Below are 23924 nucleotides of genomic sequence, written 5' to 3'. Positions count from 1 at the left end.
CTATGCCTGCTTTTAATCGTCAGCAGCTGCTGACTAAGTTCAGACAGATGATTGCCCGCCGCGAGCCGATCATCGGCGGCGGCGCGGGGACCGGGCTGTCGGCCAAGTGCGAAGAGGCTGGCGGTATCGATCTGATCGTCATTTACAACTCCGGCCGCTACCGCATGGCCGGGCGGGGTTCACTGGCCGGGCTGCTGGCCTACGGCAATGCCAACGAGATCGTCGTTGATATGGCGAAAGAGGTCTTGCCGGTAGTGAAACAGACGCCGGTGCTGGCTGGCGTCAACGGCACCGATCCGTTCTGCAATTTCGATAAGTTTCTCGACGACCTCAAGGCGCTGGGTTTTTCCGGCGTGCAGAACTTCCCGACGGTGGGCCTGATTGACGGCAATTTCCGCGCCAATCTGGAAGAGACCGGCATGGGTTACGGGCTGGAAGTGGAGATGATCCGTTCTGGCGAATCAGAAAGAGATGCTGACCACCCCCTACGTGTTTAGCGCCGCAGACGCGGTGGCCATGACCGAAGCGGGGGCGGATATCATCGTGCCGCATATGGGCCTGACCACCGGCGGAAACATCGGTGCAGAAACTGCGCTGCAGCTCAGGGACTGTGTGCCGCTGGTCAACGAGTGGGCCGCCGCGGCCAAAGCGGTGCGCGAAGATGTAATTGTGCTGTGCCACGGCGGACCCATCTCCAGCCCGCAAGATGCGCAGTACATCCTCGAAAACTGCCCGCAGTGCGACGGCTTCTACGGCGCCAGCTCGATGGAACGCCTGCCAACCGAAGTGGCGCTGACCGACACCACCAAAAAATTCAAAAACATCAGTCGCTAAATAGCAGCCAAAAACAAGGCCGGGCATGCCCGGCCTCTGCGGCTGTCAGTAGCGGTGATAGCCTTTCTGCGCGTTGGTCACTTTCACCAGGTAGCGGCGTGATTCCGCTGACGGGTGGTTGGTGGTTAGCTGCTGATAGACTTGCGCCGGTGACATATCGTTAATGTTGCTGAAGGCGCGATTTTTATCGCTGGAGAATACCCGCAGCACGCTGCCCGCTCCGCCGTTGTAGGCGGTGATCACCGCATAGCGGCGCGAGGTGCTGTTGCTGATGCCGGACAGATAGCTGCCCTGCAAGATCGACAGGTACGCGGTACCGGCATCGATGTTGTTTTCCGGGTCCAGCAGATAGCTACGGCTCGGCTTGCCCCATTTCCCCTTCATACGGAAAACGTCGACCCCGGCAGTGTGCTGCACCACCTGCATCAGACCCAGCGCATCCGCATGGCTGACCGCATAGGGGTTAAAGCTCGATTCAATCTGCATAATCGCCAGGATCAGCGACTGATCGACACCGTATTTCTCGGCGGCTTTACGCACCATCGGCAGGTATTTGTGCGCACGCTTGTCGAGGTGGTTTGGCACCATCGGAATAGTGACGGACCAGATCACATGCAGGCCAGAGTTACGCTTTTGCAGCTTATTCTGGATCAGGTAATCCGCAAAGCTGGCGGCGCGCCCCTGCCAGCGGATCGGCTGGCCGGTGTTATCCAGCACCTGGCCGTACAGCAGCGGCTCTTTACTGATCTGTATATCGTTAACGTCGGAGTAGAGATCGACATTACCCGGATCTTCGCCGATCAGCAGGGTCGTGATAATCGCCTGGCGCAGGCTGGCCATGGGATCCGTTCCGGCGATGGTTTCAATGGTAATGCTACCGGCGTCGAAGTTGATGTGGCTACGGGTGTAATATTGATCGCTGTACTTCACGTAGTCTTTTGGACCGGCGATCAGTACTTCGTTAATGCCCCAGATATTCTCAATGTTGTGGGCGAACTGACCCATCAGGATATCAAAGCCGTTGGTGTCTTTCACCCACTCTTCATGATAGTTATTCTGTTTCTTGCCGGAGCAGGAGATCAGTAATGGTGCAATAACCAGCAGACTTATCAGTTTCTTATTCATCGTTTAATGCTTCGCCCACAATTGAGAGGGCCTCATCTGTGAGGCCCAACGCTTATTCTTCTGGCGGGGTATAACCTTCGATATGGACGTCGTGGCCTTCAAACAGGAACTTAATCATCTCCTGCTCCAGCAGCTTACGGTCATCTGGGTTCATCATGCTGAGTTTCCTTTCGTTGATCAGCATAGTCTGTTTAGCCATCCACTTTAACCAGGCTTCTTTAGAAATCTCGTTGTAGATGCGCTTGCCCACATCGCCCGGGTACAGCTGAAAGTCCTGCCCTTCGGCGTCACGTTGCAGGAACGTGCAAAAAATAGTTCTGCTCATTACTCTTCCTCTTCTTCTGTCGCGCGAGCGCTCAGCGCCATTTGCTGCGGCTGACGCAGCTGCTGTAGCAGACGTTCCACCGGCGCGGCCAGCCCTACGGCGGGCGGCTGCGCTAAGTTATACCAGAGACCCGGCCCGGCATCCATTGCCACACGGGCCGAAGGCAGATCCAGCCACATAGGCACAATATCCAGATGGAAATGGCTGAAGGTGTGGCGAAAGGCAGTCATCTGCTGCAGCCGCTGGTCATCCACTCCATTGTTACGTAACGCATGGCGCAGCTCCTCTTCAGTGCTGTACTGCGGGAAGCAGAACAGGCCGCCCCACAGCCCCACCGGCGGGCGCTGCTCCAGCCAGACATCCTGCCCCTGCTGCATCAGCAGCAGCCAGCCGGTGCGCTGTGGGATAGTCTGCTTCGGCTTTTTGCCAGGATACTGTGCCCAGCTGCTGTTCGCATAGGCAATGCAGCCGAGGTTCAGCGGGCAGATCTCGCACTTGGGTTTGGAGCGTGTGCAAACCATTGCGCCCAGATCCATCATCGCCTGATTGAACTGGCTGACCCCTTCGGCAGGAGTGACCTCTTCGCTGATCTGCCACAGGCGTTTCTCCACCTCTTTCTTCCCCGGCCAGCCGTCCACCGCATAGCAGCGCGCCAGCACGCGCTTCACGTTGCCGTCAAGAATAGGGAAGTGCTTACCGAGCGCCAGAGAGAGGATAGCCCCGGCGGTGGAGCGCCCGACGCCGGGCAGGTCAGCGACCTCTGCGAAGGTTTGCGGGAAGAGACCGCCATGCTTCTCGGCCACCCTTTGCGCCGCTTTATGCAGGTTGCGCGCGCGGGCGTAATAGCCGAGGCCGGTCCACAGATGCAGTACTTCATCCAGCGGCGCGGCGGCGAGGTCGGTGACGGTCGGGAAACGTGACATAAAGCGTTCAAAATAGGGGATGACGGTGGTGACCTGCGTCTGTTGCAGCATCACCTCGGACAGCCAGACTTTGTACGGCGTTTTTTCCAGCTGCCACGGCAGGGTTTTCCGCCCGAAGCGCTGATACCACGCCAGGACCTGCTGAGAAAATTGTGCTGCCTGCATCATCGGAACCGCCGCCCTGTCGTTGCTAAAAATCAGGCAGGGATTCCAGCACAGACAGTAAGGAGTGTAAACCGGATAATCACGGTAATTTGTTATCGCATTGCTGGCCGGAGGCAGCCAGCGATGCCTGCGGCGTCTATACTGCTAGCCGGGTAAGCTGACAAGCAGCGCGGTCTTTATGTTTTGCCTTCCTGAAGGCATAATGCCCGCTTTCCAAAGTGCACAGCCGCAGGCAGAATCATGAAAAACGATGTTATCTCACCGGAATTTGACGAAAACGGCCGCGCTATGCGCCGGATCCGCAGCTTTGTGCGCCGCCAGGGCCGTCTGACTAAAGGCCAGCAGCAGGCGCTGGATCAGCTGTGGCCGGTGATGGGCGTTGAGTATCAGCCGGAACCGGTCGATTTAACCACGCTGTTTGGCCGTGATGCGCCGGTGGTGTTAGAGATTGGTTTTGGTATGGGCGCTTCGCTGGTGTCAATGGCGGCCAGCAATCCGCAGCAGAACTTCCTCGGCATTGAAGTGCACTCGCCTGGCGTAGGGGCTTGCCTGGCTACCGCGCAGGAAGCGGGCGTCGATAACCTGCGCGTAATGTGCCATGACGCGGTGGAAGTGCTGAACACCATGATCCCGGATAATTCGCTGCGTATGGTGCAGCTGTTCTTCCCCGATCCGTGGCATAAAGCGCGCCACAATAAGCGCCGCATCGTACAGGTGCCGTTTGCCGAACTGGTGATGCGCAAGCTGAAGCTGGGCGGCGTGTTCCATATGGCTACCGACTGGGAAGCCTATGCCGAACATATGCTCGAAGTGATGAGCAGCATCGACGGTTACAAAAACCAGTCGGAAACGGCTAACTGGGTGCCACGCCCGGAATCACGACCGTTAACTAAATTTGAGCAGCGCGGCCAGCGTCTTGGCCACGGTGTTTGGGATCTGATGTTTGAGAGGGTTAAATAATGGCTACACAACGCAGTCGTCGTCTTCGTAAGAAAATGCACATTGATGAGTTTCAGGAGTTAGGTTTTTCCGTGGGCTTCACTTTCCCGGAAGGCAGTAGCGAAGAGACCATCGACAGTACGGTTGATGCCCTGATCAATGAAGTGATCGACCCTAACGGCCTGGCGTTTGACGGCAGCGGCTACCTGCAGTGGGAAGGTCTGATCTGCCTGCAGAAAATCGGTAAATGCACCGATGAGCACCGCGAACTGGTGAAGAACTGGCTGGAAGCGCGTAAGTTAAACGATGTTAAAGTGACCGAACTTTTCGACGTCTGGTGGGACTAACTTGTCAGGGCTGACCGAAAAAGAGGGTCAGCCCTTACGAAAGAAAGCACATCACCCATTGTAGGGGCCGATCTTTTTTCCGATCGGCCCTTTCTCAATCAAGGAGCGAAATTTATGCGCAAAGCGCTTTTCAGCGGGGCATTACTGCTGCTGGCCGCCGGTCAGGCACAGGCAGATTATCAGTGCAGCGTGAATCCTCAGGACGACATCATCATCAGCCCAAACCAGGTTGAGGTGGTGGGTGCCAGCGGTAAACTGGCAATCTCTCCGGTAGGCGATGTGCAGCGCAACGGCAAAGTGGTCGATGTTGACGCCGCCACGCGCCAGAAAGCCATTGATTACCAAGGCGCGCTGCGCCGCGATCTGCCGTGGATTGATAGTGGTGCCCAGCAGCGCCTGGAGAAAGGCCGCGTGGCGCTGGACCGGGTGGTGGTGCAGAAGCTGGGTGAAAACAGCAAGGTGCGTCAGCGCCTGACGACGCTGGACGGCCAGCTCAAGCAGCAGATGAACCGCATTATTGAGCACCGCAGCGACGGCTTGACCTTCCACCATCAGGCGGTCAATCAGGTACGTCAGGACGGTGAACAGCTGGTGCAGAACGCGCTGGGTGGCGTGGTGCAGGACAGCCTGAACGAGATGGGCAGCAAGCAGACCAGCGGCGATAATCCGCTGCAGGCGATTATGGGCAACCTTGGTGGCTTACAGCAGGCAATTCAGGCCGAGTGGAGCAATCAGGAGCAGGATTTCCAGAACTTTGGTCATGAGGTGTGTAATCGCGTGACCGCGCTGGAAGGGCAACGCAAGGCGCTGATTGCCGGATTGAAGTAATCGTGGTTTATGCGGGCTGACCGAAAAAGAAGGTCAGCCCCTACTGCTGTCGGGGGCGACCCTTTTTTCCGGTCGGCCTTTTTTATTCCGTTAAAAACAGCTCCAGCAGCGAATTCAGGAACAGCTTCCCCTTCTCCGTAATCTGCCAGTATTCCGCGGTTTCCGTCAGGTAACCCTTCGCCAGTGCCTCGTCGATCTGCGCGCGGATGGTGCTTTCCGCAAGACCGGTGTAAAGGCTGTATTCGGCACGCGGCGCGGCTTCCAGCAGGCGGAAACGGTTCATAAAGAACTCGAATGGCTTCTCGCTGTCCGCCACTTCATGGCGCTTATCAAGATATTTTCCGGCCATAAAACCGCGCGGATGCTTGGTTTTGGTGGTGCGAATAATCGTGCCATCTGGCTGGGTAAGCTTGCCGTGCGCGCCGCAGCCGATGCCGAGGTAATCGCCAAAGCGCCAGTAGTTTAGGTTGTGCTCGCAGCGATAGCCCGGTTTGGCGTAGGCCGAAGTCTCATACTGATGATAGCCGGCGGCGCTCAGCAGCTGATGCCCCTGCTCGAAAATATCCCACAGATCGTCTTCATCCGGCAGGCGCGGCGGCCGTGAGGCGAACAGCGTGTTCGGTTCAATGGTCAGCTGATACCACGACAGGTGCGGTGGGTTGAGGGCAATTGCCTGGCGTAAATCGTCCAGCGCTTCGGCCAGCGACTGATCGGGCAGGCCGTGCATCAGGTCGAGGTTAAAGCTGCGCAGGCCGAGGTCTTCCGCCAGCTTTGCGGCACGCCGGGCCTCTTCGGGGCCATGAATGCGCCCCAGCCGCTCCAGCTTGGCGGCGCTGAAGCTCTGCACGCCAATCGAGATGCGGTTAATGCCCGCGCGCTGATAGCCGCTGAAGCGGTCGGCTTCCACGGCGCCGGGGTTGGCTTCCATGGTGATTTCAGCCGTTGGCGATAGCGGCAGGCGCGCCCGCACGCCGTCCAGCAGCATCTGCATCGCTTCGCTGCTTAACAGGCTCGGGGTGCCGCCACCAATAAAGAGGGTGCTGACCTCGCGCCCCCCGGTCAGCGGCAGGTCGATATCCAGATCGTTCAGCAGGTGCTGCACGTACTCCTCGTGCGGCACTTCGCCTTTTAATGCGTGGGAATTGAAATCGCAGTACGGGCATTTCTGTACGCACCACGGAATGTGGATGTACAGGCTTAACGGGGGCAGCTTAACCATTTTTCATGGCGTCCAGCAGCAGGCTCAACGCTTTACCGCGATGAGAAACCGCACGCTTTTCGTCCTTTGTCAGCTCTGCCGCCGTTTTCCCTAATTCCGGCACATAGAAGATCGGGTCATAGCCAAATCCTCCCTGGCCTGCTTCAGCGCGGGTGATTTCACCTTCCCAGCTGCCGTGGAATACCAGCGGGGTTGGGTCTTCAGCGTGGCGCAGATAGACCAGCACGCAGTGGAACTGCGCCTGACGCTGGCCATCCGGCACGGGATCCAGCGTGACCAGCAGCTTGTCAAGATTCTGCTGGTCGCTGGCGTCAAGGCCCGCGTAGCGCGCCGAGTAGATTCCCGGTGCGCCGCCGAGCGCATCGACCGCCAGACCGGAGTCATCGGCAATCGCCGGCAGGCCGGTGACGGCTGCCGCGTGGCGCGCTTTCAGAATGGCATTCTCAATAAAGGTCAGGCCGGTCTCTTCGGCTGACTCCACGCCCAGTTCCGTCTGCGCCACGATATCAAGGCCAAACGCGGCCAGCAGGTCAGCCAGTTCACGAACTTTACCGGGGTTGCCGGTGGCGAGTACGACTTTTTGCATATTCAATCCAAGAGATATTAATTAAAACTGGGCCCAGCCTGGGATGTACTCTAATCCTAAGAAATTCAGCATGTAGAGGATCAGGATCACCGCCATCGCTGAGAAATCGATGCCGCCCATCGCCGGAATAATGCGGCGTACCGGGGCCATTAACGGTTCGGTCAACTGGATCAGCACATAGTCAACCGGGTTGCGCCCCTGGCTTATCCAGCTCATCAGTGAGCGCACGATGATCACCCAGAACACCAGCACGCCGGCGGCTTTCACCAGGATCACCAGTCCGAGGTAGAGGAAGATCGGATCCGGCACGAACAGACGCAGTAGCACCGGCCCCAGCAGTACGCTGACGATATACGCAATCAGCAGGGAAGCGCTATCCAGCGGCCCGATAGAGGGGATAATGCGTCGCAGCGGTTTTACCACCGGCTGAGTGATTTTCACCACAAACTGTGAGAACGGGTTGTAGAAGTCGCAGCGCGCCCACTGCATCCAGATGCGCAGTAACAACACTTTGATATAAATCGCCATCACGGTTGTTACCAGAAAGATCAACGCTAGCATGAGGTTCCTCAGTTGTTGTGATTAGCAGCGGCCTGACCGTAGTCGCGCGCGCCGAAAATTGCAGTGCCAATACGCACCATGGTACTGCCCGCCGCTATAGCAGCAGCCATATCGTCACTCATTCCCAGCGACAGCGTGTCGACGCCGGGGTAATCCTGTTGCAGCTGCGTGAACGCCTGCGCCATCTGCTGACACACCGCCAGCTGGCGTGCGTAGTCGCTTTCCGGCGCCGGGATTGCCATCAGCCCGCGCAGTTTCAGGCGCGGCATTTCCGCTATCTGCTGAGCAAGCGCAGGCAGGTCAGCCAGCATAATGCCTGATTTACTCTGTTCGTCACTGATATTTACCTGAATCAGAACATTCAGTGCGTCTAACCCTGCCGGGCGCTGGTCGTTAAGGCGGCTGGCAATGCGCAGACGGTCAACGGTATGGCACCAGTCAAAGTGCTCCGCCACCAGCCGACTCTTGTTGGATTGCAGGGGACCGATAAAGTGCCAGGTGAGTGCGGGATTCGCCAGCAGCTGGATTTTATCCACGCCTTCCTGCACGTAGTTTTCGCCGAAGCAGCGCTGCCCGGCAGCCACTGCTTCTTCGATCGCGCTCGCGGGTTTGGTTTTGCTCACTGCAAGCAGCGTAATCTCTTTCGGATCGCGCCCGCACTGTGCTGCCGCCGCTGAGATCCGCAGCTGGACTTGCTGTAAGTTGTGCTCAATCGAAGTCATAGTCAGGGAGAAAATATGGATATTGAAGAAATTGTGGCCCTTAGTGTAAAGCATAATGCAGGCGATCTGCACCTTTGCAGTGGTCATTATCCCTTCTGGCGCTGTAATGGTCGCCTGGAGCGCATTGAGGGGGAAGGGGTGATGCGCGATGAGTGGCTGGAGAGCTTCGCGCTGCGCTGGCTGAGCACGGCCCAGCATCAGGAGCTGGCGCGCAGCGGGCAGGTGGATTTTGCCCTGACCCTGCCGGATGGCGTGCGGCTGCGCGCCAACCTGTTTCGCCAGCGCTGCGGCCTGTCGCTGGCGCTGCGCCTGATTGCCAGCCACTGTCCGCCGCTGGAAGCGCTGCACCTGCCCGCCATCAGCCAGACGCTGCTACAGCTGCAGGAGGGGCTGGTGCTGGTCGTCGGCGCGACGGGCAGCGGCAAGTCGACCACGCTGGCGGCGCTGATTGCGGCGATGAATCAGCAGCAGCGGCGCCATATCCTGACGCTGGAGGACCCGATCGAGTTTCTGCACAGCAGCGCGCAGTCGCTGATCCAGCAGCGTGAAATGGGGCAGCATTTTACCCGCTTTGGTGATGGGCTGCGCGCGGCGCTGCGTGAGGACCCTGATGTGATCCTGCTGGGCGAGCTGCGCGATGCCGAGACAATCCAGCTGGCGCTGACCGCCGCGGAGACCGGGCACCTGGTGCTGGCGACGCTGCACACCCGCGGCGCCGCTCAGGCGGTGGAGCGGCTGGTGGATGTGTTTCCGGGCAGCGAAAAGAATCTGGTGCGCAGCCAGCTGGCAGGCAGTTTACAAGCGGTGATCGCTCAGCGTTTAGTGGCGGCGCAGCAGGGGCGGGTAGCGCTGTTCGAGGTGTTGGTCAACAGCCCGGCAGTAGCGAACCTGATCCGCGAAGGAAAAACACACCAGCTGCCCGCGCTGTTGCAGACCGGCAGTCAGTTGGGGATGCAGACCTTCGAGCAGAGCATGGCGGAGCGGCAGAGAAGGGGGTTATTGGCCGCAGGTTGATTGCGGGGCGACCGGAATTGTAGGGTGCGACCATTTGTTCCGGTCGCACCGTGCCGGGGATATGCACTATCTACTCTGGCTACTCGTAATTATTCTCGAACCAGCTCTCCAGGATAATCACCGCAGAGAGCGAGTCGACGCTGCCCTTGCTCAGGGCGCGAAAGCCGCCGCGTTCAAACAGTTCGGCGCGGGCCTCGACGGTGCTGAGGCGCTCGTCGTGCAGATCAACCTGTACGCCAAAGCGGCCGTGCAGGCGGTTAGCGAACTTACGCGCCCGCGCGGTGAGAGGTTGCTCGGTTCCATCCATATTGAGCGGTAACCCCACCACCACGCGGTCCGGCTGCCACTCTTTCAGCAGCGCTTCAATTTTGTTCCAGTCGGGAACGCCATCGTTGGCCTTAAGTGCAGCCAGCGGGCGGGCGGTACCGGTCAGCTGCTGGCCAATGGCCACGCCAATGCTTTTGGTGCCGAAGTCGAAAGAGAGCAGAGTCTGAGGGCTCATCAGGCGTGCCCTGCATCACTGGCGATATTGTGGATATCCACGCCAATACTTTTCGCCGCTTCACGCCAGCGCTCGGCAATACGCGTGTGGAACAGGATATTGCTGTTGGCCGGGGTGGTGAGCCACGCATTCTCCAGCAGCTCGGTTTCCAGCTGGTCTTTCTCCCAGGCGCAGTAGCCCAGCGCCACCAGCACGTGCTCGGGCTGCTCGGGCGTGCCCAGCGTTTCCAGTACGTCACGCGAAGTGGTGATCACGGTGTTATCCGATACCCGAATGCTGGAGGAAAAGGTTTTCTGCGCCGAATGCAGAATAAATCCGCGATCTTCCGCCAGCGGACCGCCGGCAAACACCGGCTTATCCAGCTTCGCTTCGCTATCACGCGGTGCCGGGGAGATTTTCAATTTTTGCAGGATGCCGTCAACCGTCAGGTTTTCCATCGGTTTGTTGACGATTATCCCCATCGCTCCATCACTATTATGTTCACAGATATAGACCACTGAACGTTTGAACAGCGGGTCCTGCAGCGTAGGCATGGCAATCAAAAAGTGATGCTGTAAATTCATACTTAATGTTCTGTAGTCTGGTTAACGCCCGGGCTCTAAAGCCCGGGCGTTAAGGGTGAGCAGCGGGGCAATCCGGCCCCGCCGCAACAATCAGGCCAGGCGTTTTTCGATCGCATCCATCAGCATACCCGTGATAGAAATCGGGAATGCGGCTTCGATCTCGCGAACGCAGGTTGGACTGGTCACATTAATTTCCGTCAGCTTGTCGCCAATAATATCCAGACCGACAAAGATCAGTCCTTTTGCTTTCAGGGTTGGACCAACACGGCGGGCAATCTCCCAGTCGCTTTCGGTCAGCGGACGCGCTTCGCCACGACCACCTGCGGCCAGGTTGCCACGGGTTTCGCCCGATTTTGGAATGCGCGCCAGGCAGTAAGGCACCGGCTCGCCATCCACGACCAGCACGCGCTTGTCACCGTCTTTGATGCCGGGAATGAAGTTCTGCGCCATGCAGTAGAAGCTGCCGTGTTGGGTCAGCGTTTCGATAATCACCGACAGGTTAGGGTCTTCTTTCTTCACGCGGAAAATGGAGGCCCCACCCATGCCGTCCAGCGGCTTCAGGATGATGTCGCCGTGCTGCTGCCAGAATTCACGGATCTGGCTGGCGTTGCGGGTTACCAGCGTATCCGGCGTCAGCTCGGCAAACCATGCGGTGAACAGCTTCTCGTTACAGTCGCGCAGGCTCTGCGGCTTATTGACGATCAGCGTGCCTTTCTCTTCTGCACGCTCAAGGATGTAGGTGGCATAGATGAATTCGGTATCAAACGGCGGATCCTTACGCATCAGCACCACATTGAGATCGGACAGGGGGATGTCCTGTTCGCTGCCAAATTCAAACCACTTATCAACGTTCTGCTCAACGCTCAGCAAACGGGTACGCGCACGGCCTTCACCGCCACGCAGATAGAGATCGTTCATCTCCATGTAGTGAATTTCATAACCACGGCGCTGAGCTTCAAGCAGCATGGCGAAGCTGGTGTCTTTTTTTATGTTGATGGAAGTAATCGGGTCCATCACGATGCCAAGCTTGATCATTCTTTTCTCCACTACGCTCTAAATTAGTTAGCTGTGTTTAACCCAAATCACCAAAGCGCACCTGCAGGGCGGTAATGGCCGTCAGGGCGGTGGTTTCGGTACGCAATACGCGCGGCCCGAGCAGGATATCGGTAAAGCCGTGCTGCGCTGTCATGTTGATTTCATCCGCTGACAGCCCGCCTTCCGGGCCAATCAACAGGCGAACACGCTCAGCCGGCAGCGGTAAGGTATTAATACTGTGCTCTGCCCGCGGATGAAGATTTAATTTTAACCCGCTATCCTGCTCGGCACACCAGGCGTCAAGTGCCATCGCGGGTCGAACCTCCGGCACGCTGTTGCGTCCGCACTGTTCGCACGCGGCAATGGCGATTTTCTGCCACTGCTGGATTTTTTTCGCCAGTCGATCGGCATCCAGCTTTACGCCACAGCGTTCAGAAAACAAGGGGGTAATGACATTTACTCCGAGTTCTACCGCTTTCTGGATGGTGAACTCCATCTTTTCACCGCGTGACATGACCTGCCCCAGGTGCAGGTGCAGCGGTGACTCGCGGCTATCGGCGCGGCTTGCGGTGATTTTGACGCGCACATTTTTTTTATCGGCCTGAATAATCTCGGCGGAAAAAGTCAGATTTGTGCCATCGAACAATTCCAGGTGCTGGCCCGGCGCCATGCGCAGTACGCGCCCGATATGGTTTGCCGCATCGTCATTCAGGGCGATTTCACTGCCCACGTCTAAAGTTTCGGGGTGATAAATGCGGGGTATACGCATGGAAATCCTGTTGAAAGTTATCAAATCGCTGTGAATGCGGCTTAGTGTAGGTCAGTGATTTTACCGCTGGCAAGCTCGCTGTACATACGGATTGTGGTTGCCCTGTACGCTGGCTATGCGCTCATCGCGCTCACACTCCCACCGGCTGACAGGATAGAGTTTATTCCAGGCGGTCATCAGCTGCGTTTGCTGCTTCGACATACTCAGCTGGTAGCGATCGCGCATGTAAAACCAGGTGCGGGCAATGGCGCCGCGTGCCCTGGCGGGTGGCTCGGCCAGCTTATTTTTGAAGTCGACCTTCATCGCACACTGACCGTACTGCTGCTCCCCACCGTTCCACTGGCCGTACATAAAGTTGCCGCGGTCGCCGTTCACCTCACCAATCGATGGTTGCAGGTTGTGCAGGTCAGTTTCGATACGGCGATAACCGCTGTCTTTGGCACAGTTTTTACGCCCGCCGTTCTGCCAGCACTGGCGCTGATGGCCAAAGCTCCAGGCCGGAACCACGTGCTCCCACTCGATGCGCCCGGCGCGATTAGCGTCTTTACGTACCTGGTAACTGCAGGACGCGAGGTCCGGCACGCCTTTTTTGCCGTGCCAGGTAATTTTACAGCCGCAGTAAAAGCTACCAGGGGCGGCGGCATTGATCTGCGCCGCATAGGCTTTAGCCTGGCTGAAGCTATTCTGGTGATAGTTATCCAGGCTGAGTGCCTGGGTAAAGAAGGAGGGAAGCAGCAGGGTAACAGCCAAAACGGCCCAAATTTTGCGAGACATATTCCAGTAAATCTGTAATCCATGAAAGAGGCGTGGAGAGTAACAGAAGTACCCGTAATTACGAATAATTGGCTGAGATATCAGCCCGATATCGACTGATTATTAAACGAAATGGGTTTTTTTAAGAATCCTGGAAATCACCCGCTGTTAAAATATCCCCGCACTTCAGGCAGCGATATTCGCTCTCGCCACGCATCACCCGATTATGACGGCGTACGGTGAGCTGGTGCTGCTGACAGCGGCAGCGATAGGGGTAAGCACGGCTGCGCACCGAGCTGATTTCAAACTGATGGGTGCGGCGTGCAGGGACGCCGAGTACGCTCTCCATCATCCACTTCCACTCTTTGCCGTGCGGGGCGACGCGACCAAAATGCTTCCATACCAGCAGGTGTGCCAGCTCGTGCGGCACCACCTCATCGATAAACGCCTGCTGATTCTCCAGCAGCAGTACCGGGTTGAGGCGGATTTCCCAGCTTTGCAGCCATGCCGTGCCCGCCGCGGTGCCGCGCTGCTGATAGACCAGCGCCGGTTCCGGGTAGCTACGTTCCAGGCGCAGGTTAGCCTGCTGCAATTTTTCACGCAGCTGGCGCATAACCGCCTGTTGCAGGGCGATGGGGAGTCTCTGAGGTTTCATCAGGGCAAGGATACGGTGGGATGAGGGGATAAGCAATAAGCTGGCCGGGTTGCCCCGGCCAGAGTACAGGTCAGTTATCGCTGACCGATATCGCGCAGTTTTTTACCGCCCAACAGATTGCGTTCGATGTGCTCCAGCGAAACGTTTTTCGTTTCCGGGATCAGCCACAGCGTCAGCACGATGAAGAACAGGTTCAGCGCGGCATACACCCAGAAGGTATTGGCGTTGCCGAGGTTGTTCAGCATGGTCAGGAAGGTGGCGCCAACGATCATGTTAGCGATCCAGTTAGTGGCGGTGGAAACGGTGATGCCGAAATCGCGCCCTTTCAGCGGCTGGATTTCAGAACAGAGTACCCAGATCAGCGGACCGGCACTCATGGCAAAGCCAACGATAAACATCAGCAGCATGGCAACCGCGAAGTACTGTGCGGTGTCGGAGTGAATACCCACATGCAGCATGGTACCCAGAATACCCATCCCCAGCGCCATCACCATAAAGCCGAGGATCAGCGTCGGCTTACGGCCCCAGCGGTCAACCAGGCCGATAGCAATAAAGGTGGCCAGCACGTTCACCAGACCGACAATCACCGTACCCCACATCTGCTGGGTGGTATTAGTGAAACCGGCAATCTCAAAGATTTTCGGCGCGTAGTACATGATAACGTTCATCCCGGTGAACTGCTGCATCACCTGCAGCAGCACGCCCAGATAAACCGCACGGCGGAAGTTACTGTTGTCTTTGAACAGCGACCAGCCGGACTGCTTGATCTTCAGGCTTTCACGGATCTCATCCAGCTCACGTTTGGCCTGCTCGCTGGTATCACGCAGGCGGTCCAGCACGCGCTGGGCGCTACGGAAGTCACCTTTCGCCGCCAGCCAGCGTGGGCTGTTAGGCAGGAAGAAGACGCCAACCAGCAGCAGCAGGGCAGGGATGGTAATCACGCCCAGCATCCAGCGCCATTCGCCGGTGAAGCTAAAGGCGGTATCGGAAAGATACGCACCGAGAATACCGATGGTGATCATCAGCTGGTACAGCGAAATCATACTGCCGCGAATTTTCTCCGGGGCGATTTCAGACAGGTACAGCGGGGCGGTATAGGAAGCGACACCGACCGCCAGGCCCAGCAGGACGCGGGCAACAATCAGCATTTCCGGGTTTGGCGAAAATGCGGACCACAGGGAGCCGATAACGAACAGCACCGCGCCGATAATCAGGCTCTTTTTACGACCAAGATAGGAAGACATCCAGCCGCTGCCGACGGCACCGATGGCGGCACCAAACATCATTGAGCTGACAATCCACTCCTGCTGATGCGCCGTGACGTTGAAGTCTTTCGCGATGAAAGGTAATGCACCGGCGATAACGCCAATATCCAGGCCGAAAAGCAGACCGGCCAGGGCTGCAAGAAAACAGACGAACAGGGTCATGGCCTTGTTCGATGTTCTGCTGCGTTTTTTATTATCAGGCATAACGCCTCCGTTTAGGTAGTACCGCTTGTTGTTGTTATAGATGTTAGAAAACCCAGGCGCATCAGACTGTGCTTCAGATCACACTGGTGTAATCGCTTACACACCAGAAGTATCTGAAAATGCCTTTTTTCCCTGCCGCTGCGCTTTGTAACCTGTAAGTCATAGCAATTTATAGTGTGTATTATTTCGCAGCCCAATCAACATCAGACAGTGCTGAAAATAGCGCATTTTATGTCGAAATGTTAAGAGAGGAAAATCTTAATTATCAGAAAAGTAAGATATTTATAAATGTAACCGCTATCATCTCGCCAATAAAAAAAGGGCACCCGAAGGTACCCCTTTGAAACTGTTAGCCGAAAAGGTTATTTCAGGCCGGCAGCTTCACGCAGCTGGGCTGCTTTGTCGGTTTTTTCCCAAGGGAAATGTTCGCGACCAAAGTGACCGTAAGCGGCAGTTTCGCGATAGATCGGATGCAGCAGGTCCAGCATCTGGATCAGACCGTAAGGGCGCAGGTCGAAGAACTCGCGCACCAGCAGGGTCAGGGTTTCGGTGGAGATTTTCTCGGTGCCGAAGGTTTCCACCATGATTGAGGTGGGTTCTGCCACGCCGATAGCGTAGGAAACCTGAATTTCACAGCGATCGGCCAGACCGGCAGCAACGATGTTTTTCGCTACGTAGCGCGCAGCATAGGCCGCCGAACGGTCCACTTTTGATGGATCCTTACCGGAGAATGCACCGCCGCCGTGACGAGCCATGCCGCCGTAGGTATCAACGATAATCTTACGACCGGTCAGACCGCAGTCACCCATTGGGCCACCGATAACGAAACGGCCAGTCGGGTTGATATGATATTTGGTGCTGGCGTTGACCCACTCAGCAGGCAGAATCGGCTTGATGATCTCTTCCATCACCGCTTCCTGCAGATCTTTCTGCGAGATATCTTCCGCGTGCTGAGTCGACAGCACTACCGCGTCAATGCCCACGATCTTGCCGTCATCGTACTGGAAGGTGATCTGGCTTTTTGCATCCGGGCGCAGCCACGGCAGCGTGCCGCTTTTACGCACTTCTGCCTGGCGCTGCACCAGACGGTGAGCGTAGGTCACGGGAGCTGGCATCAGCACGTCGGTTTCGTTGGTGGCATAGCCAAACATCAGGCCCTGGTCGCCTGCACCCTGTTCCAGCGGATCGGTACGGTCAACGCCCTGGTTAATATCAGGTGACTGCTTGCCAATGGCGCTCAGTACGGCGCAGGAGTTGGCATCAAAGCCCATATCAGAATGAACATAGCCAATATCACGCACGGTCTGACGCGTGATCTCTTCGATATCAACCCATGCGCTGGTGGTGATTTCACCGCCGACCAGCACCATGCCGGTTTTCACATAGGTCTCGCACGCAACGCGGGCTTTCGGATCCTGCTCGAGGATGGCATCGAGCACGGCATCAGAAATCTGGTCGGCGATTTTATCAGGATGTCCTTCTGATACGGACTCGGATGTAAAAAGGTGTTTAGCCATTTTATTCTTTACCTTGACTTGAACGGGTGGAAGATCGACTGCATAGCGCAAAGACTGGAAACCAGCCGGTCACTCAGAATTAGCGCCCCCACAGGCAAAGCCATGAGCAGTAATACAAGACGCTTAGAAGTTAACCAGTATAGACGGATTAACATCTGGACGGCTATTTTAGGTTACACGCTAAGCGGATTGCCAGTTTTTTTTGCTTAAAGGATTTTTCAGTTAGCGTAAAGAGTGGCAATTAATCCTGACAGGGGTCGCATTTAGCACAGTAAGATTTTGCAATTCCCCAGGGTTAGCTGTATAAAACGCCGCGCCTGCCGTTGCGGTTTTGACTTGCGCCGCACCAGACTGTCAGTCACCGTGTTTTTACTGACTTTCAGCCTCAGTTCTTGCTTTTCCACACACGGGTTAAACTGTCACAACACCACGATATTCTCGGATTATCCTGAGTATTGTCCCTGTTGGCTCTCTGGCTGGTGATACGGAGTCCGCGACTTGTTTTACAATGTTATACTGCATAAGCCGACTCTTCGCTCTCAGCCTGTCGGGCTGAACCGGGCGACGGTCGATGATTTCTTGCTACAGGATGCTCCTGTAGCTGCTGGCTGTTTTGCTTCATTACAACTTGAGGTTCGCGATGTCTGACGACATGAAGAATATTAAGGGTTCGTCAGCTGGCGAACAGGGTGTACTCCGCTCGATGCAGGAGGTAGCAATGAGCGATCAAGATGCCAGCCGCATGCTGCGCACTTACAATATTGCCTGGTGGGGCAATAACTACTACGACGTCAACGAGCTGGGCCATATCAGCGTCTGCCCGGATCCGGATGTGCCGGAAGCGCGCGTCGATCTCGCGAAGCTGGTGAAAGAGCGCGAAGCCGAAGGCCAGCGTTTGCCCGCCCTGTTCTGCTTCCCCCAAATTCTGCAGCACCGCCTGCGTTCGATTAACGCCGCGTTTAAACGCGCGCGCGAGTCTTACGGCTATCGCGGTGACTACTTCCTGGTTTACCCGATTAAGGTTAACCAGCATAAGCGCGTTATCGAGTCGCTAATCAACTCCGGCGAGCCGCTGGGCCTGGAAGCCGGTTCCAAAGCCGAGCTGATGGCCGTGCTGGCCCATGCGGGCATGACGCGTTCGGTGATCGTCTGTAACGGCTATAAAGACCGTGAATATATCCGCCTCGCGCTGATCGGCGAAAAGATGGGCCACAAGGTCTATCTGGTGCTGGAAAAAATGACCGAGGTGAAACTGGTCCTCGAAGAGGCGGAGCGCCTGAATGTGGTGCCGCGCCTTGGTATCCGCGCGCGCCTGGCATCGCAGGGTTCCGGCAAATGGCAGTCGAGCGGCGGGGAGAAATCCAAGTTTGGCCTCTCTGCCACTCAGGTACTGAAGCTGGTAGAGATCATGCGCGAAGCGGGCCGTATGGAGAGCCTGCAGCTGCTGCACTTCCACCTCGGTTCGCAGATGGCCAACATCCGCGATATCGCCACCGGCGTGCGCGAGTCGGCGCGTTTCTACGTTGAGCTGGCGAAGCTCGGCGTCAATATCCAGTGCTTCGACGTGGGCGGCGGTCTGGGCGTTGACTATGAAGGCACCCGCTCGCAGAGCGACTGCTCGGTCAACTACGGCCTGAACGAATATGCCAACAATGTTATCTGGGCGATTGGCGATGCCTGTGAAGAGCACGGCCTGCCGCATCCAACGGTGATTACTGAATCGGGCCGCGCCGTGACAGCGCACCACACCGTACTGGTTTCCAACATCATTGGTGTGGAACGCAACGAGTTCAGCGAGCCGCAGCCGCCGCAGGCAGATTCCCCGCGCCCGATTGTCAGCATGTGGGATACCTGGCAGGAGATGCACGAGCCGAATAACCGCCGCTCGCTGCGCGAATGGCTGCACGACAGCCAGATGGACCTGTTTGACATCCATACCGGTTATTCGCAGGGGACTTACGATCTGACCCAGCGCGCCTGGGCGGAGCAGCTCTATCTCAGCATTTGCCACTACATTCAGCAGCATCTGGACCCGAGCAACCGCGCGCACCGTCCGATTATTGACGAACTGCAGGAGCGCATGGCGGATAAGATTTACGTCAACTTCTCACTGTTCCAGTCGATGCCGGATGCATGGGGTATTGACCAGCTGTTCCCGGTGATGCCGCTGGAAGGGCTGAATCAGGTGCCGGAGCGCCGTGCGGTGCTGCTGGACATCACCTGTGACTCGGACGGCACCATCGACCACTATGTTGACGGCGACGGTATTGCCACCACCATGCCGATGCCGCAGTACGATATTGATAACCCGCCGATGCTGGGCTTCTTTATGGTCGGGGCGTATCAGGAGATCCTCGGCAACATGCACAACCTGTTCGGCGACACCGAAGCGGTCGACGTGTTTGCCTTCCCTGACGGCAGCGTGGAAGTTCAGCTGTCCGATGAAGGGGATACCGTGGCGGACATGCTGGAGTATGTGCAGCTGAACCCGGCCGAGCTGCTGACCCACTTCCGTAATCAGATCAAACAGAGCGATCTGGATGAGGAGCTGCGTGCGCAGTTCCTGGAAGAGTTCGAAGCCGGTTTATACGGCTACACTTATCTGGAAGACGAATAATCTTCCGGCGCTGCGCGCTATTACAGGCGCGCAGCAAATAAGAAGCCTCCAGCCAGGCACTCAGTGCCGAGAGTGAAGGAGTCGAATATGGGTTTGCTTGACGGTTTACTAAAAAGTGCGTTGGGCGGCGGCGGCGGTAACGCGGCCGGCGGGCTTAACGCGGGACAGTTTCAGGCCATCTGGGAATGGATTCAGGAGCAGGGCGGCATTGAAGTGCTGTTTAATAAGTTTCAGCAGGGCGGTCTTGGTGCCATTCTGAACTCCTGGATTGGCAACGGCCAGAATGCAGCGATTGGCAGCGGTGAAATTCAGTCGGCGTTTGGCGGTGGCGAGATCCAGTCGCTGGCCGATAAGCTGGGCACCGATCGACAGGGGGCCACCGATCTGCTCAGCCAGTTCCTGCCGAACTTTGTCGACGGTATTTCGCCGGGTGGCGAAGTGAAGCCGGAAGTGAAGTCCGGTTCTGCCGATTTAGGTAACTTTGTTAACGATATTTTTAAACGTTAAACCAGGTTAAAATAGTGCTTAATCAATCCCTTCCTCGTCGGGCTTAACGACGCGGTGGGGATTTTTTTTCATCTTTTTTTTGGTCAGTCAGAGAGGAACAGCTATGTATAACACCCTGGGTAATCAGTACGATAACTCGCTGGTGTCTAACGCCTTTGGTTTTATGCGTTTCCCGGTTAACTTCCAGCCCTACGACAGCGATGCCGAGTGGGTGATTACCGGCGTACCGTTTGATGCCGCAACCTCCGGCCGCCCGGGCAGCCGCCTCGGCCCCGGCGCTATCCGCCAGATCTCGACCAACCTCGCCTGGGAAGGCTGCCGCTGGCCGTGGGAGTTTGACCTGCGTCAGCGCCTGAACGTGATTGACTGCGGCGATCTGGTCTATGCCTTCGGTGATTCACAGGATCTGAGCGACAAGCTGCAGGCGCACGCTGAGAAGCTGCTAGCGAACGGCAAGCGTATGCTGACCTTTGGCGGCGACCATTACATCTCGCTGCCGCTGCTGCGCGCCCATGCCAAAACTTTCGGTAAGATGGCGCTGGTGCACTTTGATGCGCACACCGATACCTACTCTAACGGCCCGACCTTTGACCACGGCACCATGTTCTATACGGCACCGAAAGAAGGGCTGATCTCACCGGAGCATTCCGTGCAGATCGGTATTCGTACCGAGTTTGATAAGTCACTGGGCTTTAACGTACTGGATGCCGCGCAGATCAACGATCGCAGCGTCGACGATATTCTGGCGCAGGTGAAGCAGATTGTGGGCGACCTGCCAATCTACCTGACGTTTGATATCGACTGCCTCGACCCGGCACATGCACCGGGCACCGGTACTCCGGTGATCGGCGGCCTGACCAGTGACAAGGCCAGCAAGCTGATCCGCGGTTTGCAGGGTATGAATATCGTGGGGATGGATCTGGTTGAAGTCGCACCGGGCTACGACCAGTCTGATATTACCGCGCTGGCGGCGGCCAGCCTGGCGCTGGATATGCTGCACGTGCAGGCTTCCAACAAAGGTTAATCATTCTGCCCCGCGGCGGTAAATGCGCTGCGGGGTAAATACTCCCTCTCTCTGCCCCCCAAATTAACCCTGCTCTTAATTTACCCCGAAGAGAGCGTGACCCTGCCGTTAGTAGTGTTTTTTTAAAATCCTCCCGGAAGTTGCCATAATTGTTTTACTGATGAAACTTTCAATTATTCTTATTCAACGGTGATAATTAGCCAGGGAAAATATTTTTTGCACTGGCTATCCCGCTGAAGGTCGCTTTCCTGCTGTTTTAAAAGAATATCTTTCGCTGCTGTTGTCTGGATCTGATTTTTGCTACTGATTTGATTTAATGCGGTGAATTTATTTTATTTCGTGATCTCTTGCACGTTTGTTTTAAATAAAAATCATCTCATTTAATTTTTAGCAAATATCGCCTATTGACGCGTAATCCTCCGCTTCTATATTGACCGTATTAGATAGGAAACAAAGTTTTATATCTGAAACAGATGCTGGAGTTAAATAATGAGCTGGAGCCCTATTTGTGATATTTCGCAGGTGCAGGCCGATTTTCCCTTCGCCGGCAATATTGATGGCCGGGAGATCGGAATTTATCTGGTCGAGGGTGAATATTACGCGCTGGAGGATATCTGCCCACATGCTTACGCCCTGCTGAGCCAGGGGTTTGTTGAGGATGGCAAAGTGGAGTGCCCGCTGCACGAGGCTGTTTTTGATATCAGAACGGGACGCTGCCTGCGCGAGCCGGGGGAGCGCGACCTGAAACGCTATCCATTACGGATAGTCGATAACCAAATACAAATCACTGTCGTTGCGGAGGATGAGCAACCATGAGCAATCAAGCGGAATTTAATCCACATTTGCCGCAGAGCTGGCAATTCACTCCCCCGAAAGAGGGGGGGAACGGTGCCATCCATCAGCCGGGTGAATATCAAAATATCATCTGGCAGACGCGTCGTCGTGAACCTGATGCCTTTGAAATCACCCTGATTAGCGCGCTGGAAACGCTGTTTTCCCAGGAGATAAATACCCTGGAACAGCTGGTGGCGGCACTTAATCAGCAGCGGATCTTCGACCGCGGCGGTAAGCCGTGGAGCGATGCCAGCTTGCGCGAATTTCTTCAGGTCAATGGTTACTGAACGGGGAGGCGAAGATGACTGACGTACAGAAATATCTCGATCAAGGATTACGCGGCCTGTGGTATCCGGTGCTGGCGAGCTGGGAAGTGCACTCCGCGCCGCTGGGGATCACGCGACTGGGGCAGCAGCTGGTGGTATGGCGAGATGCAGAAGGCAAACTGCAGGCGCTGGAAGATCGCTGTCCGCACCGCGGTGCGCGCCTGTCGATGGGCTGGAACCTCGGCGACCGTATTGCCTGCTGGTATCACGGTGTGGAGGTGGCGGGCAGCGGTACGGTGAAAGATGTACCGGCGGTCGAGCGCTGCCCACTGGTTGGTCAGACGTGCGTGCGCGCCTATCCGGTGCAGGAAGCGCATGGCGCAATCTTTATCTGGTTTGGCGTGACCGCAGAGGATCCACCCACGGAGCTGGTGTTCCCGCAGGAGCTGGCCGACAGCAAGTCTTACAGCAATTTCCTCTGCACCGCTGCATGGAACTGCAATTATCAGTACGCGCTGGAAAACGTGATGGATCCGATGCACGGCACCTACCTCCACTCCTCTTCGCACTCGATGGCGGACGGTGACCGTAAGGCGGATATGTCACTGCAGCCTACTGAAACCGGGTTCCTGTTCCAGAAGGATGGGCAGAAAGGGGTGAATTTTGACTGGGTGGAGTTTGGTGAAAGCGGAGTGCAGTGGATGCGGCTCTCGATCCCCTATCAGAAACGTTTTGGACCGGGCGGCCCGTTCTGGATCATCGGCATGGCGGTGCCGGAAAGCCAGGAGAGCTGCCGCGTGTTCTTCTGGCGCATTCGCCAGGTTGAGGGCTGGCAGCGTGATATGTGGCGCTTCTTCTACCGCAACCGGCTGGAGAAGCTGCACTGGGACGTGCTGGAACAGGACCGGATTATCCTTGAGTCAATGGCCCCGGCTGCGCGTAACTATGAATATCTCTATCAGCATGATGTCGGGCTGTCACGCCTGCGCCGCAACATGCAGAAAGCGGCGAAGCAGCAGCTGGCAAGACTGGCAGAGTTAGCAGCCCAGGAGACCTCGTAATGGGCGGGCTGCTGGCAGGAAAACGCATCGTCATCACCGGTGCGGCGCGTGGCCTGGGCTGGCAGTTTGCTCAGGATATTGCAGGCCAGGGGGCACGCGTAGTGATGCTCGATATTCTTGCAGCCGAGCTGGAAGCCAGTGCTGAGCAGCTGCGCAAGCAGGGCGCGCGAGTCGAAGCGCTGCCGCTGGATATTGCCGACCCGCAGGCGATTAACGACGTTATGCAGCTTGTCGCCCGCGAGGGCGGCATTGATGGGCTGGTCAATAACGCCGCGCTGGCGACCGGCGTTGGTGGCAAAAACATGCTGGAGTACGACATTGAGCTGTGGGACCGGGTGATGCAGGTCAATGTGCGTGGCAGCTGGCTGGTTTCGAAAGCGGCGGTGCCGCTGATGAAACGCGGTGGAAAAATCGTTAACGTCGCGTCGGATACCGCCCTATGGGGCGCGCCGAACCTGCTGGCATATGTTGCCAGTAAGGGCGCGATTATTGCGATGACGCGTTCCATGGCGCGGGAACTGGGAGAGCGCGGGCTGTGCGTCAACGCCATTGCCCCAGGGCTGACGCGCGTCGCCGCCACAGAGTACGTGCCGGCGGCGCGGCATCAGCTGTATGAGCAGGGGCGCGCGCTCGCCGGAGCGCAGCATCCGCAGGACGTCAGCGGTAGCGTGATTTGGCTGTTGTCATCGCTGTCTGATTTCGTTACCGGGCAGCTGCTGCCGGTCAACGGTGGATTTGTTTTTAACTGAGGTGCAGGAGTCGTT

The 23924-nt window shown here is 56.8% G+C and carries 25 protein-coding genes and 2 pseudogenes; 12 read left to right on the top strand and 15 right to left on the bottom strand.

What is annotated here, in order from left to right; translation table 11 throughout:
• Positions 1–2 precede the first annotated feature (2 nt).
• Positions 3–834: pseudogene (locus ACLI4M_RS05590) on the top strand (phosphoenolpyruvate hydrolase family protein).
• A gap of 45 nt (positions 835–879) precedes the next feature.
• Here the strand turns inward: ACLI4M_RS05590 and mltC are convergent.
• The 3 genes from mltC to mutY are packed head-to-tail and all read right to left on the bottom strand — an operon-like array spanning position 880 to position 3372.
• Entirely contained in the window at positions 880–1959 is a 1080-nt protein-coding gene (mltC, locus tag ACLI4M_RS05585) for a membrane-bound lytic murein transglycosylase MltC (RefSeq protein WP_048917258.1), read from the bottom strand.
• A 52-nt stretch (positions 1960–2011) separates the two neighbouring features.
• Positions 2012–2284, bottom strand: a complete 273-nt coding sequence (locus ACLI4M_RS05580; protein WP_133622794.1) for an oxidative damage protection protein — start codon at positions 2282–2284, stop codon at positions 2012–2014.
• On the bottom strand, positions 2284–3372 hold the full coding sequence (gene mutY / locus ACLI4M_RS05575) for an A/G-specific adenine glycosylase (protein ID WP_208864907.1): 1089 nt from the start codon (positions 3370–3372) through the stop codon (positions 2284–2286). Before mutY ends, ACLI4M_RS05580 begins: the two co-directional genes overlap by 1 nt.
• A gap of 240 nt (positions 3373–3612) precedes the next feature.
• On the opposite strand from mutY, the gene trmB reads away from it, so the two are divergent.
• The 3 genes from trmB to ACLI4M_RS05560 all read left to right on the top strand — a co-directional run bounded on the left by trmB (position 3613) and on the right by ACLI4M_RS05560 (position 5486).
• On the top strand, positions 3613–4332 hold the full coding sequence (gene trmB / locus ACLI4M_RS05570; RefSeq protein ID WP_133622796.1) for a tRNA (guanosine(46)-N7)-methyltransferase TrmB: 720 nt from the start codon (positions 3613–3615) through the stop codon (positions 4330–4332).
• Complete coding sequence (locus ACLI4M_RS05565; RefSeq protein WP_048917254.1) at positions 4332–4658, top strand: YggL family protein; 327 nt, start codon at positions 4332–4334, stop codon at positions 4656–4658. The genes trmB and ACLI4M_RS05565 overlap by 1 nt, the downstream gene beginning before the upstream one ends.
• A 114-nt stretch (positions 4659–4772) precedes the next feature.
• Positions 4773–5486: a DUF2884 domain-containing protein gene (locus ACLI4M_RS05560; RefSeq protein ID WP_048917253.1), complete on the top strand. Its 714-nt coding sequence runs from the start codon at positions 4773–4775 to the stop codon at positions 5484–5486.
• A gap of 82 nt (positions 5487–5568) precedes the next feature.
• Here the strand turns inward: ACLI4M_RS05560 and hemW are convergent, their stop codons facing one another.
• The 4 genes from hemW to ACLI4M_RS05540 are packed head-to-tail and all read right to left on the bottom strand — an operon-like array spanning position 5569 to position 8574.
• Positions 5569–6705, bottom strand: coding sequence for a radical SAM family heme chaperone HemW (gene hemW, locus ACLI4M_RS05555; RefSeq protein ID WP_133622797.1), 1137 nt, complete (start codon positions 6703–6705; stop codon positions 5569–5571).
• On the bottom strand, positions 6698–7291 hold the full coding sequence (locus ACLI4M_RS05550; protein WP_048917251.1) for an XTP/dITP diphosphatase: 594 nt from the start codon (positions 7289–7291) through the stop codon (positions 6698–6700). Before ACLI4M_RS05550 ends, hemW begins: the two co-directional genes overlap by 8 nt.
• 21 nt (positions 7292–7312) lie before the next feature.
• Positions 7313–7852 (bottom strand): YggT family protein, encoded by a 540-nt coding sequence (locus ACLI4M_RS05545; protein ID WP_048917250.1) that lies wholly within the window; start codon positions 7850–7852, stop codon positions 7313–7315.
• Between the two features lie 8 nt (positions 7853–7860).
• Complete coding sequence (locus tag ACLI4M_RS05540; RefSeq protein WP_048917262.1) at positions 7861–8574, bottom strand: YggS family pyridoxal phosphate-dependent enzyme; 714 nt, start codon at positions 8572–8574, stop codon at positions 7861–7863.
• 15 nt (positions 8575–8589) lie between these two features.
• Between ACLI4M_RS05540 and ACLI4M_RS05535 the strand changes: the two genes are divergently transcribed.
• On the top strand, positions 8590–9588 hold the full coding sequence (locus ACLI4M_RS05535; RefSeq protein WP_133622798.1) for a type IV pilus twitching motility protein PilT: 999 nt from the start codon (positions 8590–8592) through the stop codon (positions 9586–9588).
• Between the two features lie 79 nt (positions 9589–9667).
• Here the strand turns inward: ACLI4M_RS05535 and ruvX are convergent, their stop codons facing one another.
• The 8 genes from ruvX to metK all read right to left on the bottom strand — a co-directional run bounded on the left by ruvX (position 9668) and on the right by metK (position 16851).
• Positions 9668–10090, bottom strand: coding sequence for a Holliday junction resolvase RuvX (gene ruvX, locus ACLI4M_RS05530; RefSeq protein WP_208864869.1), 423 nt, complete (start codon positions 10088–10090; stop codon positions 9668–9670).
• A complete protein-coding gene (locus ACLI4M_RS05525; RefSeq protein ID WP_048917247.1) occupies positions 10090–10653 on the bottom strand; it encodes a YqgE/AlgH family protein in 564 nt (187 codons plus the stop codon). Before ACLI4M_RS05525 ends, ruvX begins: the two co-directional genes overlap by 1 nt.
• A gap of 90 nt (positions 10654–10743) precedes the next feature.
• Positions 10744–11688, bottom strand: a complete 945-nt coding sequence (gshB, locus tag ACLI4M_RS05520; RefSeq protein ID WP_048917246.1) for a glutathione synthase — start codon at positions 11686–11688, stop codon at positions 10744–10746.
• A 37-nt stretch (positions 11689–11725) separates the two neighbouring features.
• Complete coding sequence (gene rsmE / locus ACLI4M_RS05515; protein WP_133622800.1) at positions 11726–12457, bottom strand: 16S rRNA (uracil(1498)-N(3))-methyltransferase; 732 nt, start codon at positions 12455–12457, stop codon at positions 11726–11728.
• 60 nt (positions 12458–12517) lie between these two features.
• Positions 12518–13231, bottom strand: a complete 714-nt coding sequence (gene endA / locus ACLI4M_RS05510) for a deoxyribonuclease I (RefSeq protein ID WP_133622801.1) — start codon at positions 13229–13231, stop codon at positions 12518–12520.
• Positions 13232–13352: 121 nt separating this feature from the next.
• A complete protein-coding gene (locus ACLI4M_RS05505) occupies positions 13353–13865 on the bottom strand; it encodes a SprT family zinc-dependent metalloprotease (protein WP_133622802.1) in 513 nt (170 codons plus the stop codon).
• Positions 13866–13939: 74 nt separating this feature from the next.
• Complete coding sequence (locus tag ACLI4M_RS05500; RefSeq protein WP_133622803.1) at positions 13940–15334, bottom strand: sugar porter family MFS transporter; 1395 nt, start codon at positions 15332–15334, stop codon at positions 13940–13942.
• 362 nt (positions 15335–15696) lie between these two features.
• On the bottom strand, positions 15697–16851 hold the full coding sequence (gene metK / locus ACLI4M_RS05495) for a methionine adenosyltransferase (protein ID WP_133622804.1): 1155 nt from the start codon (positions 16849–16851) through the stop codon (positions 15697–15699).
• Between the two features lie 640 nt (positions 16852–17491).
• Here metK and speA point away from each other — a divergent pair.
• The 7 genes and pseudogenes from speA to ACLI4M_RS05460 all read left to right on the top strand — a co-directional run bounded on the left by speA (position 17492) and on the right by ACLI4M_RS05460 (position 23909).
• Complete coding sequence (gene speA, locus ACLI4M_RS05490) at positions 17492–19468, top strand: biosynthetic arginine decarboxylase (RefSeq protein ID WP_048917241.1); 1977 nt, start codon at positions 17492–17494, stop codon at positions 19466–19468.
• A gap of 60 nt (positions 19469–19528) precedes the next feature.
• A pseudogene (locus ACLI4M_RS05485) lies at positions 19529–19975 on the top strand (YidB family protein); the annotation flags it as partial.
• Positions 19976–20078: 103 nt separating this feature from the next.
• Complete coding sequence (speB, locus tag ACLI4M_RS05480; protein ID WP_062818407.1) at positions 20079–20999, top strand: agmatinase; 921 nt, start codon at positions 20079–20081, stop codon at positions 20997–20999.
• A gap of 489 nt (positions 21000–21488) precedes the next feature.
• Positions 21489–21815 (top strand): non-heme iron oxygenase ferredoxin subunit, encoded by a 327-nt coding sequence (locus tag ACLI4M_RS05475; protein WP_133622807.1) that lies wholly within the window; start codon positions 21489–21491, stop codon positions 21813–21815.
• On the top strand, positions 21812–22120 hold the full coding sequence (locus ACLI4M_RS05470) for a recombinase-like helix-turn-helix domain-containing protein (protein WP_133622808.1): 309 nt from the start codon (positions 21812–21814) through the stop codon (positions 22118–22120). Before ACLI4M_RS05475 ends, ACLI4M_RS05470 begins: the two co-directional genes overlap by 4 nt.
• A 14-nt stretch (positions 22121–22134) precedes the next feature.
• A complete protein-coding gene (locus ACLI4M_RS05465; RefSeq protein ID WP_133622809.1) occupies positions 22135–23160 on the top strand; it encodes a Rieske 2Fe-2S domain-containing protein in 1026 nt (341 codons plus the stop codon).
• Positions 23160–23909 carry an SDR family oxidoreductase gene (locus ACLI4M_RS05460; RefSeq protein WP_099753467.1) on the top strand — a complete coding sequence of 250 codons (750 nt, stop codon included), beginning with the start codon at positions 23160–23162 and terminating at the stop codon, positions 23907–23909. Before ACLI4M_RS05465 ends, ACLI4M_RS05460 begins: the two co-directional genes overlap by 1 nt.
• Positions 23910–23924: the final 15 nt, after the last annotated feature.

It is taken from the genome of Erwinia sp. LJJL01, assembly GCF_047300805.2.
GTDB lineage: Bacteria > Pseudomonadota > Gammaproteobacteria > Enterobacterales > Enterobacteriaceae > Erwinia > Erwinia aphidicola.
This window is presented reverse-complemented; position numbering and strand designations above follow the sequence as displayed.